This window comes from Caulobacter sp. FG121 (assembly GCF_057809815.1).
The window spans coordinates 475,210-497,110 of sequence record NZ_JBMDKR010000001.1; the positions used below are offsets into that span (position 1 = coordinate 475,210).

Annotated in this window: 27 protein-coding genes; 13 read left to right on the forward strand and 14 right to left on the reverse strand. The window is 67.9% G+C overall.

The window, feature by feature from the left end:
• The first annotated feature begins 129 nt into the window (after nt 1–129).
• The 3 genes from ACODSL_RS02555 (at nt 130) to ACODSL_RS02565 (ending at nt 1,752) form a co-directional block, all read left to right on the forward strand.
• Nucleotides 130–345 carry a DUF2093 domain-containing protein gene (locus ACODSL_RS02555; protein ID WP_488899058.1) on the forward strand — a complete coding sequence of 72 codons (216 nt, stop codon included), beginning with the start codon at nt 130–132 and terminating at the stop codon, nt 343–345.
• A gap of 227 nt (nt 346–572) precedes the next feature.
• On the forward strand, nt 573–1,175 hold the full coding sequence (locus ACODSL_RS02560; protein ID WP_488899059.1) for a M23 family metallopeptidase: 603 nt from the start codon (nt 573–575) through the stop codon (nt 1,173–1,175).
• A gap of 88 nt (nt 1,176–1,263) precedes the next feature.
• Nucleotides 1,264–1,752, forward strand: a complete 489-nt coding sequence (locus ACODSL_RS02565; protein WP_488899060.1) for a response regulator — start codon at nt 1,264–1,266, stop codon at nt 1,750–1,752.
• Here ACODSL_RS02565 and ACODSL_RS02570 read toward each other — a convergent pair.
• The gene (locus ACODSL_RS02570; protein ID WP_488899061.1) at nt 1,749–2,678 is read right to left on the reverse strand and encodes a lysophospholipid acyltransferase family protein; all 930 of its coding nucleotides are present in this window, start codon (nt 2,676–2,678) and stop codon (nt 1,749–1,751) included. The two genes, ACODSL_RS02565 and ACODSL_RS02570, sit on opposite strands and share 4 nt — an antisense overlap.
• A 170-nt stretch (nt 2,679–2,848) precedes the next feature.
• Here ACODSL_RS02570 and ACODSL_RS02575 point away from each other — a divergent pair, with 170 nt between their 5' ends.
• The 3 genes from ACODSL_RS02575 (at nt 2,849) to ACODSL_RS02585 (ending at nt 5,597) form a co-directional block, all read left to right on the forward strand.
• Nucleotides 2,849–3,235, forward strand: coding sequence for a helix-turn-helix domain-containing protein (locus tag ACODSL_RS02575; RefSeq protein ID WP_488899062.1), 387 nt, complete (start codon nt 2,849–2,851; stop codon nt 3,233–3,235).
• A 113-nt stretch (nt 3,236–3,348) separates the two neighbouring features.
• On the forward strand, nt 3,349–4,161 hold the full coding sequence (hisN, locus tag ACODSL_RS02580; RefSeq protein ID WP_488899063.1) for a histidinol-phosphatase: 813 nt from the start codon (nt 3,349–3,351) through the stop codon (nt 4,159–4,161).
• Between the two features lie 134 nt (nt 4,162–4,295).
• Nucleotides 4,296–5,597 (forward strand): PAN domain-containing protein, encoded by a 1,302-nt coding sequence (locus tag ACODSL_RS02585; protein ID WP_488899064.1) that lies wholly within the window; start codon nt 4,296–4,298, stop codon nt 5,595–5,597.
• A 210-nt stretch (nt 5,598–5,807) separates the two neighbouring features.
• Here ACODSL_RS02585 and ACODSL_RS02590 read toward each other — a convergent pair whose 3' ends face one another.
• Genes ACODSL_RS02590 through ACODSL_RS02600 form a run of 3 tightly spaced genes read right to left on the reverse strand, consistent with a single transcriptional unit; the run spans nt 5,808 to nt 7,400 of the window.
• Nucleotides 5,808–6,122 (reverse strand): hypothetical protein, encoded by a 315-nt coding sequence (locus ACODSL_RS02590; RefSeq protein WP_488899065.1) that lies wholly within the window; start codon nt 6,120–6,122, stop codon nt 5,808–5,810.
• Nucleotides 6,123–6,139: 17 nt separating this feature from the next.
• A complete protein-coding gene (locus ACODSL_RS02595; RefSeq protein WP_488899066.1) occupies nt 6,140–7,081 on the reverse strand; it encodes an alpha/beta fold hydrolase in 942 nt (313 codons plus the stop codon).
• Between the two features lie 10 nt (nt 7,082–7,091).
• On the reverse strand, nt 7,092–7,400 hold the full coding sequence (locus ACODSL_RS02600; protein ID WP_488899067.1) for an SCP2 sterol-binding domain-containing protein: 309 nt from the start codon (nt 7,398–7,400) through the stop codon (nt 7,092–7,094).
• Between the two features lie 143 nt (nt 7,401–7,543).
• Here ACODSL_RS02600 and ACODSL_RS02605 point away from each other — a divergent pair, with 143 nt between their 5' ends.
• Entirely contained in the window at nt 7,544–8,149 is a 606-nt protein-coding gene (locus ACODSL_RS02605; protein ID WP_488899068.1) for an MSMEG_1061 family FMN-dependent PPOX-type flavoprotein, read from the forward strand.
• A gap of 1 nt (nt 8,150) precedes the next feature.
• Here the strand turns inward: ACODSL_RS02605 and ACODSL_RS02610 are convergent, their stop codons facing one another.
• The 3 genes from ACODSL_RS02610 to ACODSL_RS02620 form a co-directional block, all read right to left on the reverse strand.
• Nucleotides 8,151–8,813, reverse strand: coding sequence for a hypothetical protein (locus tag ACODSL_RS02610; RefSeq protein WP_488899069.1), 663 nt, complete (start codon nt 8,811–8,813; stop codon nt 8,151–8,153).
• Nucleotides 8,810–9,694: a class I SAM-dependent methyltransferase gene (locus ACODSL_RS02615; protein WP_488899070.1), complete on the reverse strand. Its 885-nt coding sequence runs from the start codon at nt 9,692–9,694 to the stop codon at nt 8,810–8,812. Before ACODSL_RS02615 ends, ACODSL_RS02610 begins: the two co-directional genes overlap by 4 nt.
• 76 nt (nt 9,695–9,770) lie before the next feature.
• Entirely contained in the window at nt 9,771–10,622 is an 852-nt protein-coding gene (locus ACODSL_RS02620; protein WP_488899071.1) for a class I SAM-dependent methyltransferase, read from the reverse strand.
• Nucleotides 10,623–10,825: 203 nt separating this feature from the next.
• Here ACODSL_RS02620 and ACODSL_RS02625 point away from each other — a divergent pair, with 203 nt between their 5' ends.
• Nucleotides 10,826–11,290: an Hsp20 family protein gene (locus ACODSL_RS02625; protein ID WP_488899072.1), complete on the forward strand. Its 465-nt coding sequence runs from the start codon at nt 10,826–10,828 to the stop codon at nt 11,288–11,290.
• A 117-nt stretch (nt 11,291–11,407) separates the two neighbouring features.
• On the opposite strand, the gene ACODSL_RS02630 is transcribed toward ACODSL_RS02625, so the two are convergent.
• From ACODSL_RS02630 to gpmA, 6 genes are all read right to left on the reverse strand, one after another.
• Nucleotides 11,408–11,839, reverse strand: a complete 432-nt coding sequence (locus ACODSL_RS02630) for a nuclear transport factor 2 family protein (RefSeq protein WP_488899073.1) — start codon at nt 11,837–11,839, stop codon at nt 11,408–11,410.
• 204 nt (nt 11,840–12,043) lie between these two features.
• A complete protein-coding gene (locus ACODSL_RS02635; RefSeq protein WP_488899724.1) occupies nt 12,044–12,580 on the reverse strand; it encodes a type II toxin-antitoxin system PemK/MazF family toxin in 537 nt (178 codons plus the stop codon).
• A gap of 85 nt (nt 12,581–12,665) precedes the next feature.
• Nucleotides 12,666–13,925, reverse strand: coding sequence for a pentapeptide repeat-containing protein (locus ACODSL_RS02640; RefSeq protein WP_488899074.1), 1,260 nt, complete (start codon nt 13,923–13,925; stop codon nt 12,666–12,668).
• 83 nt (nt 13,926–14,008) lie between these two features.
• Nucleotides 14,009–15,262 (reverse strand): pentapeptide repeat-containing protein, encoded by a 1,254-nt coding sequence (locus ACODSL_RS02645; RefSeq protein ID WP_488899075.1) that lies wholly within the window; start codon nt 15,260–15,262, stop codon nt 14,009–14,011.
• 24 nt (nt 15,263–15,286) lie between these two features.
• Nucleotides 15,287–15,736, reverse strand: coding sequence for a bifunctional diaminohydroxyphosphoribosylaminopyrimidine deaminase/5-amino-6-(5-phosphoribosylamino)uracil reductase RibD (locus ACODSL_RS02650; RefSeq protein WP_488899076.1), 450 nt, complete (start codon nt 15,734–15,736; stop codon nt 15,287–15,289).
• A 153-nt stretch (nt 15,737–15,889) separates the two neighbouring features.
• Nucleotides 15,890–16,600 (reverse strand): 2,3-diphosphoglycerate-dependent phosphoglycerate mutase, encoded by a 711-nt coding sequence (gene gpmA / locus ACODSL_RS02655; protein ID WP_488899077.1) that lies wholly within the window; start codon nt 16,598–16,600, stop codon nt 15,890–15,892.
• Nucleotides 16,601–16,677: 77 nt separating this feature from the next.
• Here gpmA and ACODSL_RS02660 point away from each other — a divergent pair, with 77 nt between their 5' ends.
• From ACODSL_RS02660 to ACODSL_RS02680, 5 genes are all read left to right on the forward strand, one after another.
• The gene (locus ACODSL_RS02660; RefSeq protein WP_488899078.1) at nt 16,678–16,875 is read left to right on the forward strand and encodes a hypothetical protein; all 198 of its coding nucleotides are present in this window, start codon (nt 16,678–16,680) and stop codon (nt 16,873–16,875) included.
• On the forward strand, nt 16,872–17,828 hold the full coding sequence (locus tag ACODSL_RS02665) for a KpsF/GutQ family sugar-phosphate isomerase (protein ID WP_488899079.1): 957 nt from the start codon (nt 16,872–16,874) through the stop codon (nt 17,826–17,828). The genes ACODSL_RS02660 and ACODSL_RS02665 overlap by 4 nt, the downstream gene beginning before the upstream one ends.
• Before the next feature lie 84 nt (nt 17,829–17,912).
• Nucleotides 17,913–19,415: a phosphomannomutase/phosphoglucomutase gene (locus ACODSL_RS02670; RefSeq protein ID WP_488899080.1), complete on the forward strand. Its 1,503-nt coding sequence runs from the start codon at nt 17,913–17,915 to the stop codon at nt 19,413–19,415.
• Nucleotides 19,416–19,428: 13 nt separating this feature from the next.
• The gene (locus ACODSL_RS02675) at nt 19,429–20,730 is read left to right on the forward strand and encodes a UDP-glucose dehydrogenase family protein (protein ID WP_488899081.1); all 1,302 of its coding nucleotides are present in this window, start codon (nt 19,429–19,431) and stop codon (nt 20,728–20,730) included.
• Between the two features lie 66 nt (nt 20,731–20,796).
• Nucleotides 20,797–21,150 carry a hypothetical protein gene (locus ACODSL_RS02680; protein ID WP_488899082.1) on the forward strand — a complete coding sequence of 118 codons (354 nt, stop codon included), beginning with the start codon at nt 20,797–20,799 and terminating at the stop codon, nt 21,148–21,150.
• On the opposite strand, the gene ACODSL_RS02685 is transcribed toward ACODSL_RS02680, so the two are convergent.
• Entirely contained in the window at nt 21,042–21,869 is an 828-nt protein-coding gene (locus tag ACODSL_RS02685) for a transposase (RefSeq protein ID WP_488899083.1), read from the reverse strand. The genes ACODSL_RS02680 and ACODSL_RS02685 overlap by 109 nt on opposite strands.
• Nucleotides 21,870–21,901: the final 32 nt, after the last annotated feature.

Sequence of the window (21,901 nt, forward strand, 5' to 3'; positions counted from 1 at the left end):
AATCCCTACCGTCGCCGCGCTTGGGTGGCCCGAACAAGTCGGGCCATGACGGACCTATTTGAACTTCGAGGTGCGACTTCTGAGCCAGCCGGTCTGTTCTCATCGCCCCCTAACCGCTACATTGTCCGCATGAACGCCTATGACCGCGACCTCGGACGCGACATCGCCACGCTGCACTACGGTGACGGCGAGTTCGCCGTGCTCAAGCCCGGCCTCCATGTGATCTGCGCCGTCAGCGGCCGGAAGATCCCGCTGGAGGTCCTGCGCTACTGGAACGCCGAACTGCAGGAGGCCTACGCCGGCCCGGCGGAGGCGCTGAAGCGCTGGCAGGAGCTGAACCCCTGAACCGTCGCGCGCTGCTCGGCGGCCTGGCGATCGCCGGGCTGGCCGGGCCGGCGTTCGCGGCGGGTCCGGCGCTGCAGCTGAGCGGTCGCTACCGGCAGGGCGGCTGCGCCCTGGGTCTGACCAGCCCGCGCGCGAAGATCTACGTCGATGACCAACAGGTCGGGACCGCCTCGGCGGCCGGCAGGTTCTTTGTCGGCTTCGACCGCGACGCCGCACCCCAGACCGTCGTGACGGTCGAGACCGAACTCGGCACGGCCGCCCAGACCCTGACCATCGCGCCGGGGGACTTCGACGTTCAGCGGATCAGCGGCCTGCGGCAGGACCTCGTGGCGCCCACCGACCCGGCCCTGCTCGAACGGATCAAGGCCGAGGTCGCGCTGAAGGCGGTCGGCTTCGCCAGCCGCGCCGACGAGGACGATTTCCGGACCGGTTTCGCCATGCCGCTCTCGGCCTGGCGGCTGAGCGCCCGGTTCGGCGGCCAGCGCATTCTCAACGGCATACCCCAGACGCCCCATTTCGGCTCGGACCTGGCGGCGCCGACCGGCGCGCCGATCATGGCCCCGGCCGACGGCGTCGTGGCGCTGTCCAATCCCGCGATGCACTTCGAGGGCGGCCTGACCATGATCGATCACGGGCAGGGGCTGATCACGGTCTATCTGCACCAGTCGCGCATCGATGTGCGGGCCGGCGACAGGGTCACGACGGGTCAGGTGATCGGGGCGGTCGGCATGACCGGCAGGGCCACCGGACCCCACCTTTGCTGGCGCATGAAATGGCGCGGACGCAACCTCGACCCAATGCTCATGGTGGGGCTCAATTCCTCGAATTGAGGTAACCTTTCGGAAGGGTGCGCACCCCTATTCATGCCTGAATCAAACAAGGCGCCGGCCATGTTCCGGCGCAGCGATCGAGGGCTTCATGGATTCCGGGTTGGGCGCGTTAAAGGTGTTGCTGGTGGACGACAACCAGCACATGCGCGCCATCGTCTCGACGATCCTGAAGGGAGTCGGCATCCGGGACGTACGTGAGGCCCGCGACGGCGCCGAAGGCCTGCAGGCGCTGCGGGACTGGCCGGCGGACATCGCCATCGTCGATTTCCGCATGGACCCGATCGACGGCGTCGAATTCACCCGAATGGTCCGTAACGCGGCGGACAGCAAGAATCCCTACCTGCCGATCATCATGATGACCGGCTTCGCCGACCGTCCGCGTGTCTGTGAAGCGCGCGACGCCGGCGTGACCGAACTTGTGGTCAAGCCGGTGACCGCCCGGTCGATCATCGACCGGATCACCGCCGTCGTGTTCCACCCCCGCCCGTTCGTCCGGACCGAAGACTATTTCGGTCCCCGCCGGCGCGGCATCGACGAAGCCGGCGCCCAGCCCATGGCCATGGCCGGCGGAGCCTAGCCCTCCGAGGCCGCCAGCTCGGCGTAGGCCTCGTTGGGCCAGCGCCGGTGCACCCAGAACCATTCCCCCGGCCGCTCGCGCACCCGCTCCTCGACAAAGGCGGTGACGCGGCGCACGCCGTCCTCGATGTCGGCCGTCCGGTCGCCCGTGCGGTTGAGCACGATCGGCTCATGGACCACGGCCCGGAACCGCGCGCCCCTGGTCCGTTGCACGGACATCGGCTGGAGCACCGTGTCGAACCGAAGCGCGAGCCGGGTCGGTCCCGGCGCGGCCATCACCGGCCGGCCGAAGAACGGCGCGGCCACGCCGCCGCGATTGAACTTCTGGTCGTTCATCAGAGCCACCGACACGCCCTTGCCGAGCGCCTCGAGCATCTCCCGCGCGCCGTCGCCGCCCTTGGGGGCGAACAGCCGGACGCCATAGCGGAAGCGGCTGTCGCGGATGCGCCTGTCGACGTAGGGGTTGTTGGCCGCGCGGTAGGTGATCTCGCAGTTGATGCCGGAATTGACGATCGCCGCGGGCATCACCTCCCAGTTCGAGAAGTGGCCCGAAACGAACACCACCGGCTTGCCGCCGGCCGCGATCTCGGCAAGCCGCTCGCCGTTGACGATCTCGACCCGGCCTGTCGAGGGCAGCAGGCGGTCCATCATGGGAAACTCGGCGATCGTGCGGCCGTTGCAGTCCCACTGCTCGTCGAGAATCCGCGCGCGCCAGGCCGCGTCCTTTTCCGGGAAGGCCAGGCGCAGGTTCTGGTCCGCCAGCCGGTGGGTCTTGGTCAGCGGGCCGAGCCGCCGGGCCACCGCCCCGCCCAACCAGGACGCCGCATCGACCGGCAGCAGCCGGAACAGAAAGGTGAACAGGTCAAAGGCGACGGCCTCGAGCCGCCACGCCAGGTCCTGTCCGACTGAAATGCGCTTGTCACCCATGTTCCTTACCTAGCGTGCTTCGGGGCTGAGTGGGAATCGCCCCCGGCGTGATCCCCCGACAGGTGCTTGTCCACAGGCCCGGATCGCTTGGCGCGCGACTTGCGCGACAGAAGCCTGACCGTTCCGTTTCGGAACAGTCGTCCTGAACAACCACACGGGGGCGACCGCCCATGGGCAACGACATCGACGTTCATCTCGGCAAGCGGCTTCGCCGCCGTCGCCGACTCCTCGGCCTGACCCAGCAGCAGCTGGCCGGCACGGTCGGGGTGCGCTTTCAGCAAATCCAGAAGTACGAGTGCGGCGCGAACCGCATCTCCGCTTCGCGGCTCTGGCAGCTGTCCGAGGCCCTCGAGGTTCCGGTCGGCTACTTCTACGACGGCCTGTCCGACGCGGACCGCCGCGAGCTGCAGAGCGAGAGTTCCGGCGAAGGCGGCGAGATGTTCGCCCGCAAGGAAACCCTCGACCTGATCCGCGCCTACTACCAGCTCGGTGAGCGGCCCCGTCGCCGCCTGCTCGACCTGGCCAAGTCGCTTAACGGCGAGACCGACGCGGCCTGATTGCCTGCCAGTACCCCTGTGTAATCCCGGACGGCCTCGCGGCTGGTCCGGGACCCAGGGGGCCGGCCACGACGGCTATTGTTGAGGGACCCGGCCCCGGCTAACCGTGGGGCATGACCCTTTCCGCCGACCGCCTCGAAGCCCTCGACGCCTTCCTGATCGCGCTCAACCGCGCCTCGGCAGGCGCCATCCTGCCGCTGTTCCGGGCCGATCATGGGCTGGAGAACAAGCTGCAGGGCGGCTTCGACCCGGTGACCGAGGCCGACAAGGGCGCCGAGCGGGCCATCCGCGAGATGATCGCCGAGCACTATCCGGACCACGGGGTGATCGGCGAGGAGTACGGCGAGGACCGCCCGGACGCCGAGTTCGTCTGGGTGCTCGATCCCGTCGACGGCACCCGCGCCTTCATCGCCGGCCTGCCGCTGTGGACCACCCTGATCGGGCTTCGGCACGAAGGCCGGCCCGTGCTCGGCTCCATCGGACAACCCTATATCGGCGAGTTGTACATCGGCGGCGCCGCCACCGGCTCGCGCCTGATGAGCCGGGGAAGGCAGACGCCGCTGAAGGTGCGCGCCTGTCCCAGACTGACCGACGCCATCATCTGCACCACCGACCCCGCCATCCTCACCGGGCCGGAGCTCGGCGCCTGGACCCAGGTGCGGGCCGCGGCGAAGCTGGCCCGGCTGGGGCTCGATGCCTACGGCTACGCCATGGTGGCGGCCGGGACGATGGATCTGGCGCTCGATACGGGCCTGAAGGTCTGGGACGTCGAGGCTGTCATCGCCGTGGTCGAGGGCGCCGGCGGCGTCTGCGCGCACTGGGACGGGTCGCCGGCGGTTTCGGACGGGGGTAAGTTCGCGTTCGCCGGGGACCGGGATTGTCTGGATGAGGCGCTGGTGGCGCTGAAGCGGGCAGCGCGGGATTGAAGGCGCCCGCCGCATAAAAACCCGAAGACTGAATCTGACAATGTGCCACAGTAATGGCTGGCGGATACCTCCGTCCGTCTGCGGGGGCGCAAATGAAAATCGGCCGGCTACTTTATCTCCTTTTGTGGATGGCCATGGCTATCCTCGCGCCGGCCATGGTTTCCGCGGCCCCGATGTCCATCGCGCCCGGGACGGACCGACTGGGCGGCGATTACAAGGGATTCGCCCTCAGCATCGCGGACCCACAGATTTGTCGCCAGGCCTGCGCCGATGACGCCGCCTGTCGTGCCTACACCTATGTCCGACCGGGGCTGAAGGGCCCCCAAGCCATGTGTTTCCTGAAGTCGGCCATCGTGCCCGCTACGCCCGACGACTGTTGCGTCTCGGGCGCCATGCAGGCCGCGGGGCGCATCGCGTCGGGGCCTCCCCGGCCGGGGAGTCAGGGCCGGCCAGCCCTGGCGCCCGCGCCGAGCATCGCCGCGCCCTACGACGCAAAACTCGAGATCGACCCCGATTCGATGGGGCTCCAATGGAGCTGGAGCGCCGTGGGCTGTTTCCCGTCCGGCGCGGGGCAGCCAGTTGTTCCCTGCGCCAAGGTCAACGACATCCAGGGTTTCAGGATCTATGGGCCGACAGGCTCCCTGATCATGACGATAGCCAATCCGACCAAGCGCGAGGCGTCCGTGGGGCATGGCTCCGACGGTTGCTATGCTGTTGCGGCCTACAAGGGGGCGCTGGAATCGCCCCGGAGCCCCATGGTGTGCTTGGGAGGCGACGGCGCGCCCGGGCCGGCCGTGGTCGTCCCCGGTCCGACCCCGAAGCCATCGGCGATCGTCCGGACGCCCGTTTCAGGCATAACCGTCAGGGGCGAGGAGAACCGCGCCAATTTCAACAGCGCCTGCCCGCTTCCCGAGGTCCATAAATGGCGCCGCGACAAGGGTGGCTTCAACGGCGCCTTTCCCGTCGGCTACAGCCGCAACAACTATCAACAGTTCAGCGACCAGGTTCTTTCAACGGCGCCCCTCTGCGACCATCTGCACACGGAGTGGACCGAAGGGAGCGTCAAGTTCGATCTCTCGGGCCTGTCGAGCGATCTGACCCAGGCGACGTTCCGGTTCACCTCGACCGGAACCTGCGCCATCGCCATCCATGCCTATACCCTTGTCCTCGTCGACCCCAGCTCGGGGTCAGGCCATAGCGGCGACGGCTGGTTCTCCTATGTGAGCGCGGGCGTGGCGGGTGGACAGACCCTCAACGCCGCCGGCGACACATCCTCCAGCCAACTCGGCGTCACCGCCCTGGTCAAAAAGGCGCTCAAGGCCGGCAAGACCTCGATCGGCTTTGTCTTCTACACGGACGAAGCCCTAAAGAACGACGACTACAGCTGCGGCTCGACCTACAGCGGCTTCACCCTGGAGGTCGTGCCAAAGGGCTAGTCAACAGGCGCCGGGACCGTCGATCGGGCGCTCGAAGCCGGGCTGAAGGTCTTGGGCATCGAGCGGTCATCGTCGTGTCGAGGGCGCCGGCGGCGTCTGCGCCCACAGGGACGGATCGCCGGCGATATCCGATGGCGGCAAATTCGCGTTCGCCGGGGACCGGGATTGTCTGGATGAGGCGCTGGTGGCGCTGAAGCGGGCAGCGCGGGACTAGGGTGCTCTCAGGGCCTGGTAGGCCTCCAGGGCATCCTCATCGACCTCCACAGTAATCCGTTCGGCCCAATGGGCGTTGGATCCGCGTTTCTTGACGCCCGACACCCAGTATTCCTCACCGGTTTCGGCATCGAAGAAGTTGCCCCTGACGCCGCTGCCTTTCCCCAGCTCCCGGCCCCGATAATGGACGGTTTGCCCTGTTCGGGAGAACGTCACCCAGCCGATGCGGCCCTGGGCGCCATCAATGTCGCCGTCCTTGTTTTCGACGTACATCAGTCGCCGCTTCAGGCCGCGCGTGAGTTGGTTCTTCATTCAACCCTCTCCGGCGGTCAGAGCCCCGCGACCACTCCATCAAACTCCCGCCAGAACACCGCGCGGATGGCGTCGGTTTCCTGCAGGATCTCGTGGTAGCTGCCGTCGACCTGGAGCCAGCGGCCCTTGGGGATGCGGGCGGTGATTTCGCGCTGGTCGGCGTTGTCGACGAGGCGCTCTTCCTCGGCGCCGAGCACCAGGACGGGAATGGATATCTTCGCCACGCCCGGCGCACGCTTGAGCCAGGCCGAGGCGGCGAAGGCGAAGTCGAGCCAGCCCCAGGTGCCGGCGTTCAGCTTCAGGCCCGGCTCGGCGACGACCTGCGCCAGGTTGCGGGCATAGCGTTTCGGGTCGTGGGTAAGGATGTTGGTCTCGAACGTGCTCACATGGGCGTCGCCGGAGTCGCCGAGAATGTACTCGGTGGGCTTGGTCCGCGACATGATCCAGGCCAGCGCCCGGGCCGCCCGCTTGGGCCGGCCGCCGGTCTGCAGGCCGAGCATCGGGGCCGATAGCACCGCAGCCTTGAAGTCCCCGACGCCATGCGCCAGCGCCAGCAGGGTCAGGCAGCCACCCATGGAATGGCCGATGGCGATCCACGGCTTCGGCAGCCGGCTCTCGAACTGCTTCAGCAGCAGCCGGTAATCCTCGACGAAGTCGGCGAAGCCGTGGGCGTGGCCCTTCAGGCCGTCGGGCAGCAGGCGCTGCGACAGGCCCTGGCCGCGCCAGTCATGGGCGAGGACGACGAAACCCCTGCCCTGCAGTTCGGCGATGACCTCGAAATACTTCTCGATCGGTTCGGTGCGGCCGCCGCTCAGAACCACCGAGCCGCGCGGCTTGCCTTCCGGCAAAAACAGAGCGGCGCGGAGGCGATAGGCCCCCGCGCCGCGAAACCACTCCGCCGTTCCGTTGGCCGGAACGGGCGCCTCGGGAATGGATACCAGAGGCGCTGTGTCGGTCACTGTCTGACCCTTAGGCCATCTTGGCGAACAGGGCGCCCATCTGCGGCTGCAGGCTCATGGCGAGACCCATGTCCGACAGCTTCAGGCGGCCCGACATGAACGCCATCGTGGCGTCGAGCTTGCCGGCGCCCATTTCCATGAGGTCGGCCAGCGAGATGGTCATGGTCAGGTCGGCAGGGGCGTCCTCGTTGGTGACCGAGCCACCGTCGATGTGGATGAAGCCGTCGCCCTTGAGGTCGAACTTCAGCGACTTGCCGAGGCCGGAATCGGCGCCAACGGCGGTCTTCACGCGATCGGTAATTTCTTGCAGCGTAGCCATTGGCGGCCTCCCGTTATGATGCGGTCAAACCGATAACTTGACCGCGCTCAACGCACAAGCGAACTGCGGTCGACCAAACAAAAAAGATGACGCCCGCGCCACTTTCGCACGGCGTAGCAAGCCGCTCTCAGCTGGAGGTCGCAATGACCGACCTGACCCTTGACGATCTGGACCGGATCTACGGCCAGCCCAAGCCCACGACGAAGGCCAAGTCGCTCGATCATGTGGAGAAGTACGGCCGGCAGTTCATCGCCCTGTCGCCGTTCTGCGTGATCTCGGCGGCGGCGGCGGACGGAAGCCTGGACGTTTCGCCACGCGGCGGGGCGGCCGGGTTCGTTCATGTCGAGGACGACCGCACCCTGCTGCTGCCGGATCGCCCCGGCAACAACCGGCTCGACACCCTGCGCAACCTGGTCGGGGGCGACGGGCGGATCGGGATGATGTTCATGATCCCCGGCTTCGACGACATCTATCGCGTCAATGGCCAGGCCAGCCTGACGGACGATCCGTCGCTGCTCGCCCGGTTCGTCGAATTCGGAAAACCGCCGCGCTGCATCGTCAAGGTCAGGGTGGAGGAAGCCTTCCTGCACTGCCCCAAGGCGCTGCTCCGCGCGCGCCTGTGGGAGGCTGACGCGCAGGTCGACCGCGCGGTGATGCCGGGCCTGTCCGACATGATCGCCGACCAGCTGGGTTTTGCCCCGGCCGAGAGCGCCGCGGACGCCCTGGCGCGGTGGAAGCAGCAGCTTTGAGCTACTTCTTCCCGGCCAGCAGGGCCCGGGAGGGCGCGCGGGCGAACTTCAGGCTGGCGACGCCCGAAAGGGACGCCGGATCCCAGGCGGGCATGCCCTTGTAGAGGGGGAGCGCAACGGTGCGGCCGTCGGCGAAGACCGCGGTACCGCCGGTCAGCCCGGGGAACGCGACCTGTTCGATCTTCGGCGCCGCGAAGCCGATGACGCCCGCCTTGGCCTTGATCGCCGCGTTGCACTGGGTGACCGCGGCGGCCAGATCGGCGGCCGGCAGGACCTCGGCCATGCGGGTGACGGCCTGCATCTCCATGCTGAGCTGGAACTTGGCCGCGGGGTTGCTCTTCTCGATGCCGATCTGGCCGTCCTTGAGGTCGGCGATCGAGGGGGTCTTCAGCAGCCGCCCATCAGCGCCGACCGGGATCGTCGAGCGGACGCCCGTGGCGCTGATCAGGGTCAGCACAACGCCGGTGGCCGGCTTGCCGTTGCTGCGCAGGTAATAGGCCAGCGTGAACCGCGTCCGGTCCGCCGGCGGGATGCCGAGGTACAGGTCGAGGAACGGAAACATCTTCTTGGCCGGAAAGGTCTTGGGCGCATCGGCGGCGAAGGCTGGGCCGACGGCGAGGGTCGCGAGCGCGAGTCCCGCCAGGCTGCGACGGGTCAGGCTCATTTGGGCTTCACCAGCTTGAGGGTCATGCGATCGCTCTCGCCGATCGCGTCATAGGGAGAATGGTCGAAGCCGGGCCGGGCCGGCTGGCCGCGCGGCGCCGACAGGCGGGTCGGCGGCAGGGTCCAGACGCCGAAGGGATGGTCCCGCGTGTCCTTGGGGTTGGCGTTGATCTCGCTGGTCCCGGCGAGGATGAAGCCCGCCTCCTTGGCCAGCTGGATCGCATAGGCCTGCTGGACATAACCGCTGGCCGCCAGGACGTCCTGGGTCTGGCCCGGTTCGGCCCGGTGCTCCTCGATGCCCAGCACGCCGCCGGGCTTGAGGGCGGCGAAGGCGGCCTTGAACGCCTTGTCGGCGATGCCCGCCGCCATCCAGTTGTGCAGATTGCGCAGGAACAGCACCAGATCGGCCGAGCCGTTCGGCGCCACCGGCCCGCTGGTCGGACCGAAGGCGGTGATCTCGACCTTGCCGTAGAGCTTGGGTTTCGTCGCGAGCTTGGCGGCGTAGGCCTGAACCGCCTGGGCCGCGGCGGGACTGGTCGGTTCGAGATTGGCCTCGAACAGCCGGCCGCCCGTCGCTTCAAGGAAAGGCGCGAGAATATCGGTGTACCAGCCGGCGCCCGGCCAGAACTCGACCACCGTCATGCCGGGCTTGAGGCCCCACCAGGTCAGGGTTTCCACCGGATGGCGCCAGACATCGCGCGCCCGGTCCGCGGGCAGGCGCCAGTCGCCGGCGACGGCCTCGACGATCGTCTGCGGGCCGCCCTTGGCCGGCATGACGGCCGGATCAGCCGCCTTCGCTTTCGGTTTGCAGCCGGCCAAGGCCAGCGCGGCGGCGCCGGTCAGCACCAGCCGTCTCGACGCTCCCGAAGACCCTGAACGCATGGAATGTTTCGACAACGCCGCCCCCGCACCGTGAGCAACCGGCTTACCCCGCGCAGGGAAGCGGGTCAAAGCGGCGCTATTGAGGCTTCACGAACCGCAGGGTCATCCGATCGCTCTCGCCAATGGCGTCGTAGCGGCTGTGATCGAAGTCAGGATTGGCCGGCGCCGGCGGCTGGGCGCTGCGGCGCACTGGCGGCAGGGTCCAGACGCCGAAGGGGTGATCCTTGGTGTCCTTCGGATTGGCGTTGATCTCGGAGCTGGCCGCGAGGCGGAAACCCGCTTTCGCGGCGGCGGCGACCACCGTGGCGGTGGCGACATAGCCGTCGCGGGCCTCGGGGACCTGCGGCCGGGGGTCGGCGCGATGATCTTCGACCGCCAGCACGCCGCCCGGCTTGAGCACCGCGAAGGCGTCGGCCATGACCTTGTCGAGCTGACCCGGCGTCCAGATGAAGTTGTGGACGTTGCGCGACGTCAGGACCAGATCGGCGGATCCCGGCGCACCGAGCGGCCCCGACGCCGCGCCGAAGTTGGCGTAGCGGATGGGGCCGTACTTCGCCGTGTCGGCGTACCTGGCCTCGAAGTCCGCGCGGCCCTTGCGGGCGCCGGCCGACAGGTTCGGATTGGCCAGATCAGCGACGCCGGCGATGTAGGTTCCGCCCGTCGCCCGGGCGTAGGGGGCGAGGATCTCGGTCCAGTAGCCGCCGCCGGGCACCAGCTCGATGACCGTCTGGTTCGGCTTCAGGCCCCAGAACACGAGACTGTCGTAGGGATGCCGCGCGCCGTCCCGCGCGACGCTGTCGGCCGCTCGCTGAGGCCCGGCCAGCACGGCCTTGAGGGCGGCGTCTTCCCGAGGGCCGCCCAGCGAGGCGCAGCCCGCAAGGGCCAGCGCCGCCAGGCCAAGTCCGATCATCGCGCGCCGTCCAAACATGGGCTTCTCCCTCACCAGATCGGGGACCCTACCGACGTTCGCCCTTCGATCAAGTGGGGGACTTGAAACCCCGACCGGCGTCTCCCACCTCAATGAACGGAGGCGCTGGATGTCCGGGCCTTCCGGGTCAAGACGAGGCTTTCGAGCTCGCCACCGGCCCGTACGACAAACCGCAACCTTGCTTTGAAAGAGGGATGTGCACCATGCGTACGATCGATTTTTCCCCCCTGTACCGTTCCGTCGTCGGCTTCGACCGGCTCGCCGCGCAGCTTGACGCCGCCGCGACCCAGACCAGCGCCGCGGGCTATCCGCCCTACAACATCGAGCGGACCGACGAGAACGCCTACCGCATCGAGATCGCCGTCGCCGGCTTCCGGCCCGACGAACTGACCATCGAGGTGAAGGAAAACCTCCTCACCGTGACCGGCAGCAAGGCCGCCAACGACGACGGCCGCAAGTTCCTGCACCGCGGCCTCGCCGAGCGGAACTTCGAGCGCCGCTTCCAGCTGGCGGACTACGTCCTCGTGACCGACGCCAACCTGGCCGACGGCCTCCTGTCGATTTCCCTGAAGCGCGAGCTGCCGGAGGCCCTCAAGCCCCGCACGATCGCCATCTCCACCACGTCCGAAGCCGCGCCGGCCCTGCCCAAGGCCAAGAAGGCCGCTTAAGACGCCAGCAGAACGATCCCCAGTCGTTCGGAAGGGCGGAGCCGAAAGGCTCCGCCTTTTTCTCCGCTTGGCCACGGGAATGCGCAAGACCGATTCCAGCGACGCTGATCGTTCGCTCTAAAGTCCGAAACGCCAGCCGTCTGGCCGCGTTTCTTCGGCGTGAACTTGAACGCTGGTGATAGTCCAGACTCCATCAGTGAGAGACCAAGTGTAGCGACCTCGCCTCATCATGCGCCAGCGCCGGTGCACCAAGCCAAACGCCGAGGTCTCGGCAGTTGCGGTCTGGCAAAGGCGCTCGGCGACGTTTCCGTCGACGATCTGCAAGCTTTCGCGAACAAACCGCGAGTCCACTTTCCGTAATCGATCGAATTGGTCCTGGACATCCTTCATGAGCGCAGCTCGACCGACTACGCTGCCATCTTCACGCCGATACACGAGGTCGGGTGAGAACATTGCCTGATAGGACGCAATATCCTTGCGCCGATATGCTTCTTGGGCGGCGGCATGACGTGCGTCGAGAATCGGCCCCATTTCAGCGATTTCGCTCATTCGCCAAACGTTTCCTATCGGACGACGTACTGCAATTGCGACGGATCGCAGACAGCGAAAAGGCCAGCCTGTGAAGCTGGCCTTTTCATTGATGCCCCGTTTCAGGGGCAAGGAGCCTTGCGGCCCGACGACTTCACGAGCCGTAACACTTAAATAGCAAAACATGGCCCAACTTCAAGTCGCAATGCGACTCAAACAACCCGCCTAGGATGCCGATGCGTCGTCGGCCTTCCTGGGCACGGGCCCAAAGGTTGCGCGCCGGATCGCATTCAGAGATGCGAATACCCGTCGACCGATTTCGACGAGATCGTCAGCGTGAACAGCCAGTCCGCGTCGATGGTTCCCGTCATCGTCTCGCAAAGGCTCCAGACGTGCGGAAGCTACCGTATAGACGTGATCGCACACCGCCCATGCCTCGGGTGCGGAACGCGGGTTGGGATTTACCGTGAGCCTGTAACCAAACTGCCCGGACTGAGGCTGCTTCGTCAGCGGCACAACGACGTGCGACCCGTCATGCTGCTGCCCCCCGCGGATCACAACAACCAGATGCGGCGCGTCGAACTCCGGCGGCCAGTTATGTTCGCTGAAGGCGCACCAGTAGACGTGTCCTACACGGGTATTCTGTTCCAGCTTGGAGACCGGTTTGGGCCGAATGGCAGTGGCCGGAGGTACGATGTTGCTCGCCGCCCGCCGCATGGCCGGGGATGCCGTCAGCGTGGGGCGTTTCGGTGGGGACGTCATCCCTACAAAATGACGCAAAGGGGGTATTTCTACAATATTCTATCTTGGAGAGTATTTGGAAATCCTTGAACGCTCGCCAGTCCCCCTACTCCGCCGCGTAGCCGACCGCGTTCTCGATATCCGCGTCGCGGAATGAGGCTCGGGCCGTTCTCGCGCCGGTGAAATCCGCGCCGCGCAGGTCGGCGCCGTCGAGGATGGCGGCGGTCAGGTCGGCGGACTGGGCGTAGGTGTAGCGCATGCGGGCCTGGTTGAGCGTCGCCGGGGTCGAGCGTTCAGCGGTCAGGGGCAGCACGCCGATGCAGGCGCCGCGCAGGTCGGCCTTGGTAAGGTTGGCGCCGGCCAGCTTGGCGCCGCGCAGGTCGGCCTTGATCAGGCAGGCGCCGCGCAGGTCGGCGCCCTCGAGGTTGGCGCCCTGCAGCTGGGCGCCGCTGAGATCGAGCCCGACCAGGCAGGCGCCCTTGGCCGACATGGCCGTCAGACGGGCGCCTTTCAGCAGCGCGCCGAGCGGGCGCAGGTCTTCGCCGTCGAACTTCGCGGGCGAGCCGCGCTGGCCGCCGCTTTCGCACCAGGCCGCGTTACCCTGGGCGAGATCGCGGAGCGCCTCGGCGCGCTTGAGCGCTTCGGGCGTCGGCGCCCGCAGGCAGCCGGACACATTGGCGCCGCCCATCTTCGCGGTGGCCGTGTCGACGCCGGTCAGGATCGCGCCGCTGAGGTTGGCGTTCTCGAAATTCGCGCCCGCCACGTCGGCGCCCTCAAGCATCGCCCCCGTCAGGTTGGCGTCCTTGAGATTGCAGCCGGCCAGCTTCGCGCCCTTCAGGGAGCAGTCGGTGAAGTCGGCCGCGAAGGCCGAGGAGCCGTTGAACTTCGAGCCGTCCAGCGTCGCGCCGACGAAGATCGCGCCGTCCGCGTCGCCCGCCCGCGCCTGATGCGAGACCATGCTGAGCCCCTTGGTGGGGTGAGGCATGGCGATCTGGCCTTCCCGGAAGTCGGCCTGGGTCAGGTCCGCCATCATCATGTTGGCCCCGCGCAGGCAGCAGCCCCGCACGTCCGCGCGCTTGAGATTGGCCCCGCGCAGGTCGGCCTTCCGCAGGTCGCTGCCGAACAGGTTGGCCCGCTCCAGGTTGGTGCGGATCATGCGGGCGCTGTCGAGGATCGAGGCCGAGAGGTCCGCGTCCGTCAGGTTGCGGCCGGCCAGATCCAAGCCCGTCAGGTCGAGGAATCGCAGCGAGGCCCGCTTGCCGCCGGGCTTCCCGCTCAGGAAGCGCTCATGGGCGGTGACCATCATGTCGAGCTCTGCCTGGGTCAGACGGCGACGTCCCGCGAGCCTGGGTTGCGTGACGCTCAAGACAGATCCTCCACCGCGCGAATCATCGGGCCGCGCAACATAACGCGGTTCCGCGAGCAGAATGGTTAAGCCCGCGCACGACCTCAGACATCGAGACCCCGCGCGCCCGTGCGTTTCGCGTTGGCGAGGTCCGCGCCGCGCGTCTGCGCGCCGGAAAAGTTGGCCCGGGTCAGGTCCGCGCCGACAAGCAGGGCCTGCCTCAGGTCCGCGCGCGCGAAATCGGTCCCCTTAAGCTGGGCGCCCGTCAGATCACAGGCCAGCAGCCGGTCCGCCGCGATCAGCAGCGGGCCGAGGTGGGCGTCGCGCAGGTCCGCGCCCGACAGCTTGGCCCCGGTCAGCCGCGCGCCGCGCAGGTCGGCCCGGCGAAGGTTGCAGCCGCGAAGGTCCGCGCCTTCGAGATGCGCGCCCTGGAGCTGAACGCCTTCCATGTCGAGGGCGTAGAACACGGCAGACCGGGCCGACAGGGCGGTCAGGTTATAGCCGCGGATGGATTTGAGATTGCGCAGGTCGGCGCGGTCGAACACCGACGGCTTGCCCTCGGCGCCGCCGGTCTCGCACCAGCGGGCGTGATCGCGCAGCATGTCCTCATAGGGCAGGTCGCTGACCGACTTGCCTGACGGCGCATCGGTCAGGGCGCCGGTCATGTCGGCGTCGCCCTTGGTCCAGCCATGGGTCTTGGCGCCGATCAGCACCGCGTCGCGCATATCCGCGCCCGAGATGTCCGCGCCGGACAGGTCGGCCCCGGCCAGGTTGGCGCCGCTGAGGTTGGCCTGTTTGAGGTTGGCCCTGACCAGCTTGCAGTCCTTCATGATCGCATCGCTGAAGTCGGCCTTGGTGGCCATGACGCCCGACAGGCGCGAGCGCTCCAGATTGGCGCCGGCGAGGATCGCGCCGCAGGCGTCGCCGGACCGGGCCGTATGCTCGTGAAACCGCAGGCCCTTGTCGCGATCGGGCGAAGCAATGGTTCCCTCGCGCAGGTCGGCCTCGAACAGATCGGCGCCGGTCAGGTTGGCCCCGCGCAGACAGGACCCGCGCAGGTCGGCCCGGCGCATCGAGGCGTCGCTGAGGTTCGCGCCCTGCATGTCGGCGCCGAAGAAGCTGGCGTTGTCGAGTTTGGTCCCGACCAGATTCGCCTCGTTGAGGATGGCGCCGGTGAAGTCGGCGTCCGACAGGTTCCGGCCCGACAAGGTCAGCCCCGAGAGATCGTGGAAGGCGAACACCGCCCGCGCCCCGCCCATCCGCGCCGAAAACAGGCGGTCGTGCCTGGCGCAGATCAGATCAACGTCCTGTTGGGTCAGGCGTCGAGGGCTGTTCTTCGACGCCGGGGCGGCGCTCATGGGTTTGTCTCCGTTAGAGAAAACCTATGCCTGAGCAGGGTTAACGTCGCCCTTCCAAGAACCGTACCCAAGAGTAACAAACGCCTCGTGCGACAGCAGGCCACGCTCGACGGTCACACCGGCCGCGACCAGCCGTTCGCTGCCCTGCCCTGACGCGAGCGGCGAGGGATCCTCGCAGGCATAGACGACGCGGGTCACGCCGGCGGCGACCAGGCGCTGCGAGCAGGACGCAGTCCCCGACGAGCGGGCGCCGCAGGGTTCCAGCGTGACGTAGGCGGTGGCGCCGCGGGCGTCGATGTGTTCGAGCGCCTGTTCCTCGGCGTGGGGGCGGCCGCCGGGAGCCGTGGCGGCCTCGGCGAGGATCTGGCCGTCACGGACGATGACACAGCCGACCACGGGGTTCGGCGCGGTGAGGCCGAGGTTGGGAAGGGCCGCCGCGATGGCCCTGCGCATGAAATCTGAATCGGAGCTCATGCCCCTTTTTCACCGCTCATCCTCGCGAAAGCGAGGACCCAGGTGTTCTTGAAGCAGCGGCTCACCTCTCCGATTGGCCGCAGACTTTGCCTGAACCGTGCGCCGAAGCTCTGAAAAAGCCTGGGTCCTCGCTTTCGCGAGGATGAGCGGAGTTCAGAGGGCAGGCAGGGGCGTTGCCCGGCTCGCATCCAGATACCGCGCGCTCGTCGGCTGCAATGCGCCGTCCAGGTCGATCAGGAGCGGATTGCCCGTAGGGATCTCAACGTCGACGATGGCGTCGTCCGCCACCTGGAACAGCAGCTTGACGATGGCCCGCAGACTGTTGCCGTGGGCGGCGACGAGCACCGTTTCGCCGGCCTTGAGATGCGGCGCGATCTCGGCGTCCCAGTAGGGCTGCACCCGGTCGAGCGTGGTCTTCAGGCTCTCGGTGTCGGGGATGGCGCTGCCGGCGTAGAGCGGATCGGTGGTGAAGTCGTACTCGCCGCCCGGGGCCAGCCGCGGCGGCGGGATGTCGTAGGACCGGCGCCAGACCTTGACCTGGTCGTCGCCGTGCAGCTTCGCCGTCTCGGCCTTGTTCAGCCCGGTCAGCCCGCCGTAGTGGCGCTCGTTCAGCCGCCAGTCGCGGACCATCGGCAGGTCGCCCTGCCCGGCCGCGGCCAGCGCCAGCTGCGCCGTGCGGTTGGCCCGCTTGAGCACCGACGAATAGACCTTGTCGATGCGCACGCCGGCCGCCTTGATCAGCGCCCCGCCCTGCGTCGCCTGGGCCTCGCCTTCGGCGGTCAGGTCGACGTCCACCCAGCCGGTGAAGCGGTTTTCGAGGTTCCACTGGCTCTGGCCGTGGCGGAGGAGAATGAGTTTGGACATGGCAGAGGGGGCTAAGGCCCACGCGCGGGGGCGTCAAGCGGGGTTCAACCGCGCGCGCGCCCTGCTATATCCGCTTCATGCGTGACCGCGTCTTCTTTCCCCTCGCCGCCCTGGCCGCCCTGGCGATGATCGCCCTGGCGGTGATCTGGCCGCGCGGGATGGGGGCGGCGTTCCCGTCCTTTCGTCATCCGCTGACCGTGCCGGCGCCGGTCATCGTGCCGCCGCCCGCCCCGAAGGCGGCGAAGGCCGCGCCGGCGAAGGACGCAGCGCAGTGAGCGGCTTCGACTCTGTCGCCGTCGGCCGCCGCGTGCTGGCCATCGAGGCCGAGGCGCTGGTCGCCCTGTCCGACGGTCTGGGCGAAGCCTTTACCCAGGCCGTCGAGATCCTGTTCGCCTGCAAGGGCCGGATCGTGCTGACCGGCATGGGCAAGAGCGGTCATGTGGCCCGCAAGATCACCGCCACCCTCGCCTCCACCGGCACGCCGGCGATGTTCGTCCACCCGGCCGAGGCCAGCCATGGCGACCTGGGCATGATCGGACAGGACGATGTGGTGCTGGCGCTGAGCAAGTCCGGCGACGTGCGCGAACTGGCCGACGTGATCGGCTACGCCCACCGTTTCGCCATCCCGTTGATCGCCATCACGGCCAACGCCGACAGCCAGCTGGGCAAGGCCGCGACGATCGTTCTGCTGCTGCCAGACGCGCCGGAAGCCACCGGCGAGGTGCGGGCGCCGACCACCTCGACCACCCTGCAGATCGCGCTGGGCGACGCCCTGGCCGTGGCGCTGCTGGAGCGGCGCGGGTTCACCGCCCGCGACTTCCACGTCTTCCATCCGGGCGGCAAGCTGGGCGCCATGCTGCGCACCGTCGGCGACCTGATGCACCGGCTGGAGGAGGCCCCGCTGGTGGCCGAGTCGACCCCGATGCCCGAGGCCATCCGCGTGATGACCGAACGCCGCCTGGGCGTGGTCGGGGTCACCGCCGCCGACGGCGCGCTGATCGGCATCGTCACCGACGGCGACCTGCGGCGCAATTTCGACAGCCTGGCCGACAAAACCGCCGGCCAGCTGATGACCCGCAATCCCAAGGCCGTCACCGCCGAGACCCTCGCCGGCGACGCGGCGCGCCTGATGAACGACAACCGCATCAACGTGCTGTTCGTGGTTCGCGACGGCAAGCCGGTCGGCGTGCTGCATGTCCACGACGTGCTGAGCGCAGGCGTGGCCTGACCCCGGAACCTCGCCCCGGCGCGCGCATTGCCCTGATCTTCGCCAGCGCCTAAACCCGCGCCAGCTTTCGACGGACCCCTGCTCATGCCCTTCATGCCCCGCTCCGATCTCGTCCCCAACACCGCCGCCTACGAGAACGAGCCGCTCGTCAAGGCGACCGGCTTCCGGGAATACGACGCCCGCTGGCTGTTCGGGCCGGACATCAACCTGCTGGGCGTCCAGGCGCTGGGCCTGGGGCTGGGGACCTACATCCACGAGCTGGGCCAGTCGAAGATCGTCGTCGGCCACGACTTCCGGTCCTACTCGGCCTCGATCAAGCACGCGCTGATCATCGGCCTGCTGGAAGCTGGCTGTCAGGTGCATGACATCGGTCTGGCCCTGTCGCCGACGGCCTATTACGCCCAGTTCGACCTTGATGCGCCGTGCGTGGCGATGGTCACCGCCAGCCACAACGAGAACGGCTGGACCGGGGTGAAGATGGGCGCGCAGCGGCCCCTGACCTTTGGCCCCGAGGAGATGGGCCGGCTTAAGGAAATCGTGCTGGGCGGCAAGTTCGTTCCGCGCGACGGGGGCAAGCTGGTCCGCGAAGACGGCGTGGCCGAGCGCTTCATCGCCGACGTCGCCCGCCGGGTGCAGATTACCCGTCCGCTCAAGGTCGTCGCCGCCTGCGGCAACGGCACGGCGGGCGCGTTTGTGCCCCAGGCCTTGCGCGATATGGGCGTTGCCGTCGTCTATGAGATGGACTGCGACCTCGACTGGACCTTCCCGAAGTACAATCCCAATCCGGAAGACCAGGAAATGCTGCACGCCATGGCCAAGGCCGTGCGCGACTTCGGCGCCGACCTGGCGCTGGGCTTCGACGGCGACGGCGACCGCTGCGGCGTGGTCGATGACACCGGCGAGGAAATCTACGCCGACAAGATCGGCCTGATGCTGGCCCGCGACCTCGCCCCGCTGAACCCCGGCGCGACCTTTATCGTCGATGTGAAGTCGACCGGCCTCTACGCTACCGACCCGGTGCTGGCAGCCAACGGCTGCACCACCGTCTACTGGAAGACGGGCCACAGCTACATCAAGCGCAAGACCGCCGAGCTGGGCGCCCTGGCCGGGTTCGAGAAGAGCGGCCACTTCTTCCTCAACGAGCCGCTGGGCCGGGGCTACGACTGCGGCCTGACCGCGGCGGCCGCGATCCTCGGCATGCTCGACCGCAACCCGGACCAGAAGCTGTCGGACATGCGCAAGGCGCTGCCGGTGGCCTACACCTCCCTGACGATGAGCCCCCACTGCGGCGACGAGGTGAAGTACGGCGTGGTCGACAAGATCGTCGCCGAATACCAGGCCCTGGCGGCCGGCGGCGGCAAGATCCTGGGCCGCGGCATCACCGAGGTGATCACCGTCAACGGCGTCCGCGTCGCGCTCGAGGACGGCAGCTGGGTGCTGGTCCGCGCCTCCTCGAACAAGCCCGAGATCGTCGTTGTCGTGGAAAGCACACAATCGGACGCTGATATGCGCGCGCTGTTCCGGGACGAGGTGAAGCCGCGTCTGGCGAAGCACCCCGAAGTCGGGGCATACAACCAGGAAGTCTGAGGGATCCTGAACGATGCGCGTCGCGATGATCGGCACCGGCTATGTCGGCCTGGTGTCCGGAGCCTGCTTTGCTGACTTCGGTCACGACGTCGTCTGCATCGACAAGGATGCCGGCAAGATCGAGCGGCTGAAGCAGGGCGAGATCCCGATCTTCGAGCCCGGCCTCGAGGCCCTGGTCGAACGCAACGTGCGCGAGGGGCGGCTGAGTTTCTCGGTCGACGCCGCCGACGCGGTGCGCGCCGCCGACGCCGTATTCATCGCCGTGGGCACGCCCTCGCGGCGCGGCGACGGCTATGCCGACCTCAGCTACGTCCATGCCGCGGCCGAAGAGATCGCCGGTCTCATGGACGGCTTCACCGTGGTGGTGACCAAGTCGACCGTCCCCGTCGGCACCGGCGACGAGATCGAGGCCATCATCCGCAAGGCCCGGCCCGACGCGGAATTCGCCGTGGTGTCCAACCCCGAATTCCTGCGCGAGGGCGCGGCGATCGAGGACTTCAAACATCCCGACCGCATCGTCGTCGGCGCCGAGGACGAGCGCGCCAGGGCGGTGATGAACGAGCTCTACCGCCCGCTGTTCCTCAACGAGACGCCGATCGTCTTCACCGGCCGGCGCACCAGCGAGCTGATCAAGTACGCGGCCAACGCCTTCCTGGCGCTGAAGATCACCTTCATCAACGAGATCGCCGACCTGTGCGAGGCCGTCGGCGCCGACGTGCAGCAGGTGGCCCGCGGTATCGGCCTCGACAAGCGGATCGGGAACAAGTTCCTCAACGCCGGCCCCGGCTATGGCGGCAGCTGCTTCCCGAAGGACACCATCGCGCTGGTGCGCACCGCGCAGGACGCCAAGAGCCCTGTGCGGCTGATCGAGACCACCGTGTCGATCAACGACGCCCGCAAGAAGGCCATGGCCGGCCGCGTCGCCGATGTGCTGGAGGGCGACCTGACCGGAAAGGTCATCGGCGTGCTTGGCCTGACCTTCAAGCCCAACACCGACGACATGCGTGACGCGCCGAGCCTGGACATCGTGCCGGCGCTGCAGGCCATGGGCGCGACGGTGCAGGCCTATGATCCGGAGGGCCACGAGGCCCGGCAGATGCTCAAGGGCGTCGACTTCAAGGCCGGCCCCTACGAGGCCGTCGAGGGCGCCGACGCGGTGGTGATCATCACCGAATGGGACCAGTTCCGGGCGCTCGATCTCGACCGGGTCAAGCTGCTGATGAAGGCCCCGAATGTCGTGGATCTGCGCAACATCTACCGGCCGGACGACATGCGTTCGCGCGGGTTCCGCTACTCGAGCGTCGGGCGGGAGTAGGCTGTCGACGGCCCTGGAGGCTCCACATATGGGGATTTTGCTGACCTCATTCCCGGCGCTGGCCGGATGACACGCCGGCGGAGCTGGCAGCCGGGCGTCATCGACACCCGGGTTCGTGACCGCGGCCTGCGGTGGAAGGCGATCTTCGGCGGCCTGGCCGTCCTGGTCATCGCTGTCATCGGCGTAAGCATCGAGATGCGTACGGACGCGGGGCGGCGCGGGGTGCTGGGGGCCTCGCTGCACGCAGAGGGCCTGAGCGGCGCACGCGTGGAACGGGAATGGGGGCCTCGCTGTGGCCTGGCCGCCGGCGCCTATCGCTGGATCGCCGGCGCGGCGCACGGCACGGCCTGTGTGGGACCGGTGGACCGGGTGTCGGTGGTCATCGACGACGCGCCGGGGAACGACACGCGACCGCGCTGACCCGGCAGCGGAAGTCTGCTGCTCTCGTTGACCCTCGCTCCATCCGACGAGTTCGCGTTATCGACGGCGGTCCTGTGGGGGTCCAGTATCGGAGCAGCTAGGGCCACGCACTGACGCAAACTCTCGACCCACTCCTTCGACCCGAGTGGGCCACCCGTAACACTGGCTCGTCTCAACCGCTGGCGGTCCAACTCGTCGGTATCGGTATCAAAGAAGGTCGCACGCTCGTCGCCGAGCAACTGGTTCACCGGCATCGGCGTTAGCAACGGCTCAGCTCCACCGTCCACATGAGCCCGCACACTTGACCAACGCCAGTCGATCGCTCGCCTGACCAAACCTGCTCGGACGGGATTGAGTCCGATATATCGGACACAGCGCCGCAGATGGTCGTCATCCATGGGGAACGACGCGAACCGGCCTTGCCAGAGGTAACCCGTCCAGCCTTCGCGGGCGTTGATGAGCCGGGTGTAGCGAACATGAGTCGCTCCCATGGCGCGGGCCAAGCCTTGCGGCTCGGCCGGCGTGCCGATGACATGCACGTGGTTTGGCATAAGGCAGTAGGCCCAGACTTCCACGTCGGCCGCCTGAAACGCCTCCGCTGCCAGCCTGAGCCAAGCGGCGTAGTCTTCATCGCGGAAGAAGGTCGGTTGGCGGCGGTTACCCCGCTGGGTGACATGGTGAGGCACCCCGGGCGCCACGATCCGGGCTGGTCTAGGCATGAATACTCCGGAGGCAGTTGAGCGGAATTATA